Source organism: Vibrio sp. PID23_8 (genome assembly GCF_003584965.1).
Classification (GTDB): domain Bacteria; phylum Pseudomonadota; class Gammaproteobacteria; order Enterobacterales; family Vibrionaceae; genus Vibrio.
This window is the reverse complement of the sequence record NZ_LIXE01000020.1, coordinates 30,107-42,158: the sequence shown is the minus strand read 5'-3', so window position 1 is coordinate 42,158 and position 12,052 is coordinate 30,107. Positions and strand designations below refer to the sequence as shown.

The following is a 12,052-nucleotide window of genomic DNA, read 5'->3' as shown; positions in this document are numbered from 1 at the left end:
CAGTGCGCTGATAATAGATTCCGGATGCTCGCCTGAGCTCGTCCGGAATGACGCTGTTAGGTTCAGTGAACGCGTTTCCGTAAGCAAAGCGCTCGGTATTCCCTATTTAACGAGTACTCACCGAAAGTAGATTCCTAGTCTCGCTTCGACTCGCTGGAATGACGTGTAAGAACCCGTATTCCCAAAATTCTAGGCCCTAGGATTTTTTATTCCTAGGACCTTCTTTCCCTTTATTTCAACGCGTTAATCGCTACACCAGTTTGGTACAGGATCTGCGTCGCCGCAGTCCAGGTGCTTAATGCATCGCGGTAATCGGTGTCGATTGGCACAACAATCGTGTCGCCTGCTTGAAGTTCTTGATTGTTGTTACCGAACCAATAGCCAGAGGTTGGTTTGTAAACCGAGCCATCTGCGCGCACAACGAAGATACGATCTTCATCTGCTTGCTTCTTCGCACCGCCCGCTTTGTTTAGGTAATCATCCACATCTAACTTGTTATCCAGCAAGTATGTGATCGGTACCTGTACCTCACCCATGATGGATACCGTGTTACGGAAGGTTGGAACAAACAGGAAGTCGCCATCTTCTAACATAAAGTCGGCAGAGCGTTCGTCTTTCAAAATGCGGTTAAGCTGCACCACCATGCGGCCAAGTGCTTGGCTGCGGCTTGCTTCTTCCACAAACGCGAGGGTTTTATCCGGATCAGAAATCACCGAGCCAATATTGCTGTCGGCACGGAAGGTCTTCTTCGCGGTTTCTGCTCGCATGTCTGCGGCGTATTGGTTTAGTAGCTTTTGCTCTTGGAGGCGCAGCGCCTCACGAGTGAAGATCGCGCCTTGTGGGTGAGCAAACTCGGTTAAGCCACCCGCACGCTCAAGAAGCTCACCTAACGTTTCACCTTGGCGTACCGTGTAAGTACCCGGGAAAACAACTTCACCTTGTAGCGTCACCGTACTTTGCAGCTTCACATTTGGCTTTTCAAGAATGTTCAAACGGTCACGGCCGACAATGATCGCATCATCTACAGCGCTACCTTGAATGGCTTTGCGTAGATCAATGCGTTCAACATCAATAAAGGCACGTTCGTCTACATTGTTGATCACCGTGCGCGCAAGTTCTGCATTGATGGTAAACGCGTTGTACGTTAAGCCACCAGCCGCTTCTAACAGTGTTGATACCGTCATACGTGGGGTAATCGGGTAACGACCTGGGTGTTTTACTTCACCGAAGACTTCTGCAATTTGTGGTGCTAAGCCTAGTCGAGACTGTTGCTGCAACTGCATCAGTACTGGTGCTAATAGCGTGCGACGGGTGTTTTGCTTCAATGCTTCGAAATCTTCTTGAGTGATCTCTTTACCACGGAAGATGATCTTAGGCTGTTGCGCTTGCTCCAGAGCGAACGATGGATTGTTTACCCCGGTAGAGACACCTTGAGCACTGCTAGAGATCGCTGGAGTAGCATTTAATGGCGAAGTGACAGCAACAGAAGAGCTCATCACTTGCTGTTCTTTTTGTTGCTCTATTTCCGCTTTCGCTTGCGCTTGCTCTAAGGTTTTGGCTTTGGTGACCGTCTCTTGCTCTGCTAGTGTGTCTAAGTCTTCGTTATTAAAGCGGTTAAATACCAACACTCGGTCACGAGATTGCAGTTGCAAGTTATCTTTACTGCTCGGCGCTAAAATCGCTTTAGCTAAGTTAACCTGAAATACTTCAACATCGCGCTGGGCGTTGATTTCACGCACCACAACGGCGTAGTTCACATCGGCGGTCGAGTTAAAAGAGGAATCCACCGATTTAAACAAGTCTGCGATACGCAGGCCCGCTTTCCATTCCATAAAGCCCGGGTGGCGAACATCACCTTCGATTTGCACGTAGCGGGTGAGCTCTTCACTCTTCTTTAATACCTTAACGGCATCGCCGTCTTTGACTTTGGTGTATCGGGCGTTGGTTTGAGAAAAATCGAGCGTCAGTGCATCACGCGCCCCCTTCGCAGCATAACGTTTGATCTCCACTTGATCTCGGTAAGCGTTAGCCGTAAAACCACCCGCCATTTGAATCGCTTGCTTGTAGGTCTCTCCCGCTTTGATTTCATAAATAGCAGGACGATTCACTTCACCATCGATGGCAATCGTGTCACCCACAGGGCCAATGAACACCACATCGCCCGGCAATAGACGCACATCGTTACGTGCATCGCCTTTTAGCAGCAGGTTGTACATATCCAGCTTACGAATCACTTGGCCATTACGCTTTAGCTGCACATTACGCAGTGCGCCACTTTCACCAAAGCCGCCGCTGTAGTAGATCGCTTGAGAAATCGTGGTTAATGCACTCACAGTGTAAGAACCCGGCTTGTAAGCATCGCCCATCACGAAGACTTGCATCGTGCGCATTTCACCTAGTGAGATATCGCTGCGAACGCCGATCATTTGCTCTTTGACACGTTGGTTCAGCGAGTCACGCACTTCTGAGAAGCTCATGCCTGCGACTTGAACGGGGCCAAGTGCTGGGAAGTTGATAAGGCCAGCACGATTTACACGTAAACGGTGAGTGGTGTTTTCCTTACCAAACAGCTGGATCACAATCTCGTCACCCGCGCCTACGGAATAATCGGCAGGCACAGGCACATCACTGATTGGTGCAAAGGTGGTAGGAGAGCCGGCAAACAGATCCAAACCAAAGCGTTTCAGCTTTTCATCCTGCTGCGGTTGCAAGTTAAACGGGTCGTTTTGTGCTGTCGTATTCTGCGGTGGTCGAGGCTCGATAACTTGTGGGTTTTCGTAATGACTCGATGAAGCAGCACCAGAAGGAAGTGAGAAACCATACTGACTTGCCAACGCTTGTTGCTGATCGGCAGGTAAGCTTTTAAACATTTGGATTTGTTCTGGGGTTGGGTTTTGCGCCAAGGAATGCGAGGCAAACAAGCTTGCCAATGCGCACATGGCAATGGAGAGAGTTCCTTTAAGCATGGTAGTTCGCTATGAAAATCGGGTTAAAAATCCTAGTCCGTCGGTCCTAGGGCCTAGGTCTTTATTTAGAATCGGTGCTGAAAGCCAAGAGTGATGGCATTTAGGCGTACTTGATCTTCTGAGGCGTTGTCCACAAACTCAAACACGACGGCATTGTGTTTATCAAGCGCATAGTGCATGCCCAGACCGAAACTTACGCCTTTATCGTTTTGTGAGCCAACACCTTGTTTGTCGATCTCAACGCGAGAATAACCCGCTAACCCGTAAATCGCGATGCGCTCTGCAACCGGCATATTTAGCTTAATAAAGCCACTTGCCAGGCTATCAACGGCCAGGCCACTGTCTCGTTGAACAGAAGTACCATAACGGGCTTCTAGGGCGAGATAATCATTGAAGAAGTAACCAACTTGCGCTTGCAGAAGGAAAGGACTACCTTCAGTAACAAGAGGTTGCGTTACTTGAGAAGAGGAAGATTGGTGGTATTCCGCGTTAGAGTAACTAACTAATGCGCCTGCATAAAAATCAGCAGACGCAGAAAATGAGCACAAGCCCAAACTGGCTGCACTCAACACACCTAACCATGGTCGTTTGTTAATCACTTAAGAGGTCCCTGGGTATTAACTTGCCACCACGCGTTTCTGCATAAGCGCCAAATTTCTAGTTAATTCATTGGGCGTTTCTACGCTACCGCCCTGCGGCATTACGCGTAAGCCACTGTTCGCAAGAGTCTATTTTTTATTGATTTATTTTTATTTCGTGCAATTTTCGAGCGCTAAACATAATAAAACATCGTTTTTAATGCCAACTCAAAAAACTGGCAAATTATGCATGGATCGGCGTAAAACGGCAAGGGTATCGGATTGGAGAGGAGTATTTGTGCGGTTTGGTGCTCAAAAATATTAGGCCGTAATTATTTCGGTCCTAGGGGCCTAGGTGGAGCGCTATGTGAGTTTGTGCATACCATTGCTTTTTGAGAAAGTGGTTGGAATACAGTACACGGAGCGCTGCGCTTACGGAAACACACTCACTGAACTAACGGCGTCATTCCGGACGAGCTCAAGCGAGCATCCGGGATCTATTATCAGCGCACTATTTGGTTTCGGTATATCTCCTTAGTGCTATCAAACTCGGTCAGTAGATTCTGAATCACGTTCGTTCCTCACGGTTCAGAATGACAGTTACTTTAACGCGCTCTCAACCGAGAAGGTTCGTCATTCTAGCGAGCTCAAGCGAGACTAAGAATCTAACCTCAGCAAGCTCCCCAACCAAATAGAGCCATCTCACTACCGCAAAATCGGATAGTAGATCCTGAATCACGTTCGTCCCTCACGGTTCAGAATGACAAGTATTTTCCTTAATAGCTCAGAGACAAAATTTAAGCGTAATCCGTAATCCGTGACATTAGTTCCTAGGCCCTTTCTTTTAACCCCAGAACCTGTATTCCTTATAAGAAACTGTTTACATGCTGGTTGTTTTTTAACTAAAATAATCAATGGTGCACCATAAGTGCATCAAACATCGATGTTTTAAAATTAGAAATACAAGGATTAATAATGAAAAACACAGCTCTAGCTATTCTTATGGCGCTAAGCGCATCAACGGCGTTCGCAGCAACTGAAACAGGCACAACTGGTACAGCAGCAGCATCTGCATCAGGTACAACAGCAGTAGCAATCGGTGCGGCAGCAGCAGTAACAGTAATTGCAGTAGCAGCGTCAGACAACGACTCTACTTCTACTTCTACTTCTACTTCTACTTCTGTAACTAAATAATTTTAGTTTAGTAAATAGATGCTTATCGCCCTGATTAATTCAGGGCGATTTTATTTGTAAGAGGGAATAATGACTACCTTTCGACCACGAACGTGGATGCAGCTGCTCGTTGCCCTGCCCGCATTAAGCCTGATTTTCGGTTGTACCCAAAAATTCAACGATGTTTCTGCAACAGCACAAGAAGCTTACAGTAACTACATCGATGTAGAACTCACTGCAGAAGAAATTAAAGCCGTTCCTTACGCCAGCGCCTATTTAAAAATCGGCGACCAAAAACAAGTCTTTGTTGTTCTCGCCTTTGCCGAGCAAAACCCGTTAACCGGTAAAACCCAACTAAAATGGGTCAGCGCAGACAAGGCGATGGTGGTGACAGAAAACGGCCATATCGTAAAAACGATTGGCTTACAGAAGAATAATTTAGCGGGTGTGTACGGCAACGTGCCGGCTTATACACCGAGTCAAATCGAGTACCCTCTCTCTTACGATTGGCGTGAACAATACCGCTACGGTTTTCCGGCGAAGGTAACGCGCACTTATCAAGGCACAGAGCCGGTCAATACGCCAATCTCTACCACTCAGACCGATGTCTACCGTGAATCGGTTCACTTTCCGACCTTATCGCAAAGTGTCGACAACGTTTATTGGGTCGATAACCAAGGGCAAGTCATCAAAACCTTGCAACACCTTGGGCCAAACATGGTGCCGATTGAGCTAACCATTTTGCAAGGGTACAGCAAATCATGAGCAAACGACTTTCCGCCCTTTTAACACTATCCCTGTTTGCCAGCACAAGCTTCGCTCAATCATCAGTAAAGACCCCTGATTCACTCCAGGTGGCGTTATTGGGCACAGGCAAGCAATTGCAATCAGAGCAACCGGTGCGCTTAGAAGATGTGCTAAAACTGGCACAAGCGCAGCAAATGGTGCTGCAATACCCACTCGGCACCACATTGTTTGATGAGTCAGAACACGCAAAGCAAGAGACCACGGCGCTAAAAAACACCGTATTGAATCAGATGATTCAGTACAACTTAGCTGCGCATCCTTTGTATACGTTCATCCAGCACCAACCGTTTGCACCGCGAGTGTTGTCTGCTGTCGATATTGACCAAGTCCGCCTTGATAAATTTGATAACCCACTCCTGCGTGGCAAATTGTCCTTGGCAGCCGCGACGCGTGATGAGCAGGTTCGCTATCTTGGCAATCTAGACAATGTCTTTGCGGTCAGTTCACAAGCGGGCATTCCAATGCAACAACAGCTTGATAATTTAGCGTCTCGAATCGGTGAACTTTCTCAGCCCCCTGTGCTGATCTACCCTGATGGTAATGTGGTGCAACCACACCATGGCGCTTGGCTAAACACGCAATATTACTTGCCACCACTCACCATGGTGTACATCCCTTTCGAGTCACTAAAAGAATCAGAAATGGATCAAAATATCATCAAGCTACTGACTCAACTTAAGCCAATGCCTTCGAAGACGCCACTATGACGCTAATTAGAACCAGTTTAACCCTCTCCTTAATGGGCCCGGTACTCGTTTGGGCTCAAGAAATGCCTTTTGAAGCACCACCTTTGCAACCATCACAGATGGACTTTGGCGGCGTGGGCTTAATGCAAATGCCAACCGGACGCATGGCGCCAGAAGGTGAATTCAACTTTGCTTTAACCGGCAGTGATGAATACCTTTTCTACAATGTCACGCTGCAAGTGATGCCTTGGCTAGAAACCACCTTGCGCTACACCATGGTCAATGACCTGTTTTATAGTAGTGATCCAAGCTTTTCTGGTGACACCAAATACACCGATAAAGGCATCGATTTTAAAATTCGCTTGTTAGAAGAATCCCAATACCTGCCAGAATTATCGGTCGGTATCCGCGACTTTGCCGGTACAGGCCTGTTTGATGGCGAATTTGTTGCAGCAACCAAGCGCTACTCTAACCCGAACGTAGGCACCTTCGATTTTACGCTGGGCATGGGCTGGGGCTACCTAGGTACGCGTGACAACATCAGTAACCCCGCTTGCAAACTATCAGACAAGTACTGTGAGCGCCCTTTGGACTACAAGGGTAACGGCGGCAGTGTCGATTTTGAGCGCTGGTTTAAAGGCCCTGCGGCGCTGTTTGGTGGTGTGGAATACCAAACCCTACATGCGCCACTGCGCTTTAAGCTCGAATACGACAGCAACGATTACAGTGAAGATTTCCCAGTTAAACGTGGCGGCATCGATATGACACCACATACGCCTTGGAACGTGGGTGTGCTGTATCGTTTAGGTCATATGGCGGATCTGCGCGTCAGCTATGAGCGTGGCGATACCTTCGTGGCGGGGGTCAACCTCTATACCAACTTCAACGATATGCCTTCGTTCTGGCGAGATACTCCAACACCTGAAGTAGGCGATCAACAACCGGATCAACTGCCTGATGTGGATTGGCAGCGCGTTACCGAAGAGCTCGATAAAATCGCTGGCTACCAAAACACGCAAATCTACGTCGAAGAGGACACGGTTTCGATTGTCGGTGAGCAGAAGAAGTATCGTGATCGCAACGAAGCACACGAAAAAGCCGCAGCGGTGTTGTACAACCAAGTACCCGATAGCGTCGATACCTTTACCATCAATGAACGGACACGTGGCTTGATTGGCGATCAAACGGTGATCTCGAAACAGAAGTACCGTGACTTTGCCGAGGTGAACTACATCAACCCAACCATTGAAGATGCAACATCTACATCGAGCAATAAGCCTCAGGGCAAACCCGCTTACGATGGTTTTGAGCGTTTTGATTGGGGCTTTTCACCGAAATTGGCTCAAACCTTAGGTAACCCAGAAGAGTTTTATTTGTTCAGTGTGGGCTTAAGTGGCAGTGCTTCTTACTGGTTGACAGACAACCTTGAGATTGGTGGATCTCTCTACTGGGATTGGTACAACAACTACGACAAGTTTAACTTCGTGACGCCACCAGATGGCACCACGATCCCTCGCGTGCGTACTATGTTCCGCGCGTATCAAAATGAACATGCGGTCACGATGTCGAACTTGCAGTTAACTTGGTTCCAAGAGTACTCGGATACCATGGATCAACAGTTCTACGCGGGTTACTTGGAAAGCATGTTTGCTGGTGTCGGTACGGAATTTTTATACCGACCTCAAGGCGCGAACTGGGCAATTGGTGCAGATGTCAACTTGATCTCTCAGCGTGACCCAGAAAGCTACTTTGGTGTTTACGATGAGAAGTGGCAGAGTATTCCTAAATACGGTAGAGACTTCCAAGTCATTGACAAAGGCTTTACTGGCTTTGTATCGGGTTACTACTACCCACAATGGGCGTTCCTGTCTGATTTGATGATTCAGGTCGATGTTGGTCAGTTCCTTGCGGGAGATGTCGGTACTCAGGTGAATGTATCCAAGCAGTTTAAGAGTGGTGTTATTGCTGGTGCTTTTGCCTCAATTTCCGACTTGTCTGCGGATGACTTTGGTGAAGGTAGCTTTACTAAAGGCTTCTACATTTCGATCCCATTCGACATCATGACCGTGAAACCAAGTAATAACCGTGCGAACTTCTCTTGGCAACCACTCACTCGTGATGGTGGCCAGAAGCTAGGGCGTAAGTACAGCTTGATTGAATTAACGGATGAACGTAATCCTTGGTTACAAAGACCAAACCGTTCGGAAGTAAAATAGTAAATCGATTAGGGGGCTTCGGCTCCCTTTTTGTTTTTTAAAGATCCTAGATTTTAGGGCCTAGGTTTTAGATCCTAGGTCCTAAGGGGAGCGTGCTAGAAGTTTGTGGATTTCATTACCTTTTGAGAAAGTGACTGGAATACCGAATACGGAGCGCTGCGCTTACGGAAACACTCGCACTGAACTAACGGCGTCATTCCGGGCGAGCTCAAGCGAGCATCCGGAATCTATTATCAGCGCACTATTGGGTTTCGGAATATCTCCTTAGTAATATCAAGCTCGGTCAGTAAATTCTGAATCACCTTCGTCCCTCACTGTTCATAATGACAGTTACTTTAACGCGCTCTCAACCGAGAAGGTTCGTCATTCTAGCGAGCTCAAGCGAGACTAAGAATCTAACCTCAGCAAGCTCCCCAACCAAATAGAACCATCTCACTACCGCACAATCGGTCAGTAAATTCTGAATCACCTTCGTCCCTCACGGTTCAGAATGACAAGTATCTTCCTTATAACTCAAAGACAACGATTGCGCATAATCCGTAATCCAAAACATTAGGCCCTAGGATCCTAGGACCTTTCTTTTACCCTCAAACCTTTCTTTCCCCATCCATAGCGCTATTTTTCGTTTCTTGCTAAAATTCCTGAGAAAATTTTAATCTATGGTGGAAGTCTTATGATCATCGTAACTGGTGGTGCTGGCATGATCGGCAGCAACATTGTTAAAGCGCTAAATGAAGCAGGTATTAACGATATTCTGGTTGTCGACAACCTAAAAAATGGCAAGAAGTTTAAAAACTTAGTTGATCTTGATATCACTGATTACATGGATCGTGACGACTTCCTTACCCAAATCATGGCTGGTGATGATTTTGGCCCGATCGAAGCGGTGTTCCATGAAGGAGCTTGCTCAGCAACCACTGAGTGGGACGGCAAGTACATGATGCTGAACAACTATGAGTACTCAAAAGAGCTACTTCACTACTGTTTAGATCGTGAAATTCCGTTCCTATACGCTTCATCTGCTGCGACTTACGGTGAAACCGATACGTTTGTTGAAGAGCGTGAATACGAAGGGGCACTCAACGTATATGGTTACTCAAAACAGCAGTTTGATAACTACGTACGTCGCCTAAGCCAAGATGCAGAAGAGCACGGTGAGAAACTGTCACAAATTACTGGCTTCCGTTACTTCAACGTGTATGGCCCACGTGAAGATCACAAAGGCAGCATGGCATCGGTAGCATTCCACCTGAACAACCAAATCAACGCAGGTGAGAACCCAAAACTGTTTGCAGGTAGCGAAACATTCAAACGTGATTTCGTCTACGTTGGCGACGTCGCTAAAGTAAATCTTTGGTTCCTAGAGAATGGTGTATCAGGCATCTTTAACTGTGGCACTGGTCGCGCTGAGACTTTCGACGAAGTCGCAAAAGCCGTCATCACCCATCACGGCAAAGGCGAAATCCAAACCATTCCATTCCCAGAGCATCTAAAAGGCGCTTACCAAGAATTCACACAAGCCGATCTAACTAAGCTGCGCGCCGCTGGTTGTGACGTAGAGTTTAAGACGGTTGCCGAAGGTGTGGCTGAATACCTAGCCATTCAAAATCGCTAATACTATCGATTACGCCTGTTACAACTATTTTGGAACGCCGTACAGTTTCACTCTCTTAAAAAAAGGAGCGGCCTTTGACTCCGCTCCTTCCTGAGATATTTTAGAATGAATAACGCACTTCGCTCAGTCGCACTCTTGCCGGTTCTGTTTGTTTTTACCGCGATGTTTTGGTACGTCGATGCGACCAAAGATATCATACTCATTACTTTAGCTTCGATCGCAATCTATCAAATTGTCTATTTTCGAGCTCACCATCAATTCCATTTTCACTGGGACTGGATAAGCAAAGCCCTTGTTATCATTTCTATTTACTATATTTTTAGCAAAGAATATCATGGTTTTAGCTCAAGCACGCTTCGAGTTGTCATTTCAATAACTTTATGCTCGCTTTTTCTCGCACGACCTAAGCTTTCAAAAAGTATGCTGGCAGGACTTGTTGCGTTATCAGCAGTATCGGCATGTCTATACTATGTGCTGCTGGGCAGTGACAATATCTGGCATTTAAATCGCATAAACTTTGCGACATACACGGCTACCATTGCGGTTTTGAGCCTTTACTTGGTCGCCCAGACACCCCTGTATTTTAAACTAACGGGTATCACCTCTTTCATCCTAGTTAGCTTTCCGTTTATTGGCGCGTCTTCTCGAGGGCCGCTACTCGCCTTAACTGTGGCTATCAGTGTATTAATCTTGCAAGCCCTTTTTGAGAAGAAACCTAAAAACGCTCTTATCATTTTTTTTCTGAGTATTAGTGTTCTAACACCTCAGGTGCTATCCAACTCTTTTCTAAGCCACAAGTTAAATCAAGTGAGCGAGTACAATGAAAATACGTCAAATAAAGACTACAGTATTCACTCTAGACTAGAGCTATGGAAGGCTGGATTATCGATTATTCCATCAGCACCACTACTTGGACATGGCTATGAGGATAAGCCTTTACTACAAGAGCGCTTTGAAAAACATGGTGGACTAGACTTGACCGTCCTGTATCACTACCACAATCAAGTCATTTCAAGTTGGGTTCGTGATGGCTTAATTGGCGTCGTCATCGTCATCGGTTTTTTGATTGTTCCGGTTGTTCATTACGTGCGACATTTCATGCCCCGTACCGATGCCATGCTACTGGTATGTTGTGTATATACTGTCTCAGGTTTAACCGATGTACCTTTAAGTAACGCGAGTACACTAAGCTTCTATTTATGTTGTTTGCTTTTATATTATTCAAATGAGTGCCGTGATGAAAATCTTCGTCTTAAGTCTTAAGAAGTCCATTGAACGCCGAGAGCGAATTAGCGCAATGCTCAATGCTGCCAATGTTGAGTTCGAATTCTTTGATGCTCTATCTCCTCAGGATTTAACAGATGCACAAAGAGAACAGGTAAAACCGGCTAAAACATACCGCTTAAAAGGCTACCAACTAACAGAGGGGGAAGTGGCCTGCTTTTTTAGTCATATGGCCATATGGCAATGGTGTGTCAAACATCAACAAGACGTACTAGTGTTGGAGGACAATGTCGATATTCATCCAGAGATCGCATCTTTAGTAACGGTATTGAAAGATGCAGATACCAAATTCACTCCTCGCGCGCTTGTTAAGTTAGCCGCATCCAAGCGAGGCATTCCATTTAAAACAGTAGAAGCGATAACAGAAACGTTTGCTCTCGGTGATTATGCTAGCCCCACAACGGGGGCTATGGGGTATTTAATACGCCCAGAAACTGCTTCACAACTTGTGAATCATGCCAAGGAAATACTCTTTCCTGTCGATGACTACATGGAAAAGGTCTGGATTCATGACATTGATATTATGAGTATCTTTCCTGACGTAGTATTCCGTGCAGCGATACCCTCGACCATTGGGCATACACGAAAATGTAAAGCCAAATTGGGTTTGACAAACAAGTTATACATCGAAGCCTTTCGATTCTATGAACAGTTAAGAAGAAAACTGTATTTGCTCACAAAGTATCATTCTAATTAACATGGATAATTTATACTCTTGTACTTTGCA

At 46.2% G+C, this 12,052-nt stretch carries 8 protein-coding genes and 1 pseudogene; 7 read left to right on the top strand and 2 right to left on the bottom strand.

Features of this window, described 5'->3' with window-relative positions:
- Positions 1–230: 230 nt before the first annotated feature.
- Both AK966_RS18960 and AK966_RS18955 read right to left on the bottom strand, forming a co-directional pair.
- Positions 231–2,690 (bottom strand): annotated as a pseudogene (locus AK966_RS18960) (SLBB domain-containing protein); the annotation flags it as partial.
- Positions 2,691–3,031: 341 nt separating this feature from the next.
- A complete protein-coding gene (locus AK966_RS18955; RefSeq protein WP_099081229.1) occupies positions 3,032–3,565 on the bottom strand; it encodes a porin family protein in 534 nt (177 codons plus the stop codon).
- 954 nt (positions 3,566–4,519) lie between these two features.
- Here AK966_RS18955 and AK966_RS18950 point away from each other — a divergent pair.
- From AK966_RS18950 to AK966_RS18920, 7 genes are all read left to right on the top strand, one after another.
- On the top strand, positions 4,520–4,738 hold the full coding sequence (locus tag AK966_RS18950; protein ID WP_119464721.1) for a hypothetical protein: 219 nt from the start codon (positions 4,520–4,522) through the stop codon (positions 4,736–4,738).
- Positions 4,739–4,807: 69 nt separating this feature from the next.
- Complete coding sequence (locus AK966_RS18945) at positions 4,808–5,482, top strand: YjbF family lipoprotein (protein ID WP_119464720.1); 675 nt, start codon at positions 4,808–4,810, stop codon at positions 5,480–5,482.
- Positions 5,479–6,231 (top strand): capsule biosynthesis GfcC family protein, encoded by a 753-nt coding sequence (locus AK966_RS18940; protein WP_119464719.1) that lies wholly within the window; start codon positions 5,479–5,481, stop codon positions 6,229–6,231. The genes AK966_RS18945 and AK966_RS18940 overlap by 4 nt, the downstream gene beginning before the upstream one ends.
- The gene (locus AK966_RS18935; RefSeq protein ID WP_119464718.1) at positions 6,228–8,426 is read left to right on the top strand and encodes a YjbH domain-containing protein; all 2,199 of its coding nucleotides are present in this window, start codon (positions 6,228–6,230) and stop codon (positions 8,424–8,426) included. The genes AK966_RS18940 and AK966_RS18935 overlap by 4 nt, the downstream gene beginning before the upstream one ends.
- Before the next feature lie 673 nt (positions 8,427–9,099).
- Positions 9,100–10,041: an ADP-glyceromanno-heptose 6-epimerase gene (rfaD, locus tag AK966_RS18930; protein ID WP_119464717.1), complete on the top strand. Its 942-nt coding sequence runs from the start codon at positions 9,100–9,102 to the stop codon at positions 10,039–10,041.
- 105 nt (positions 10,042–10,146) lie between these two features.
- Positions 10,147–11,304, top strand: coding sequence for an O-antigen ligase (locus tag AK966_RS18925; RefSeq protein WP_119464716.1), 1,158 nt, complete (start codon positions 10,147–10,149; stop codon positions 11,302–11,304).
- Complete coding sequence (locus AK966_RS18920; RefSeq protein ID WP_172438112.1) at positions 11,279–12,022, top strand: glycosyltransferase family 25 protein; 744 nt, start codon at positions 11,279–11,281, stop codon at positions 12,020–12,022. The genes AK966_RS18925 and AK966_RS18920 overlap by 26 nt, the downstream gene beginning before the upstream one ends.
- Positions 12,023–12,052 lie beyond the last annotated feature (30 nt).

Coding starts and splice junctions, on each gene's coding strand:
- AK966_RS18950 (WP_119464721.1), top strand. CDS start 4,520: ATGAAAAACACAGCTCTAGCTATTCTTATGGCGCTAAGCGCATCAACG.
- AK966_RS18945 (WP_119464720.1), top strand. CDS start 4,808: ATGACTACCTTTCGACCACGAACGTGGATGCAGCTGCTCGTTGCCCTG.
- AK966_RS18940 (WP_119464719.1), top strand. CDS start 5,479: ATGAGCAAACGACTTTCCGCCCTTTTAACACTATCCCTGTTTGCCAGC.
- AK966_RS18935 (WP_119464718.1), top strand. CDS start 6,228: ATGACGCTAATTAGAACCAGTTTAACCCTCTCCTTAATGGGCCCGGTA.
- rfaD (WP_119464717.1), top strand. CDS start 9,100: ATGATCATCGTAACTGGTGGTGCTGGCATGATCGGCAGCAACATTGTT.
- AK966_RS18925 (WP_119464716.1), top strand. CDS start 10,147: ATGAATAACGCACTTCGCTCAGTCGCACTCTTGCCGGTTCTGTTTGTT.
- AK966_RS18920 (WP_172438112.1), top strand. CDS start 11,279: ATGAAAATCTTCGTCTTAAGTCTTAAGAAGTCCATTGAACGCCGAGAG.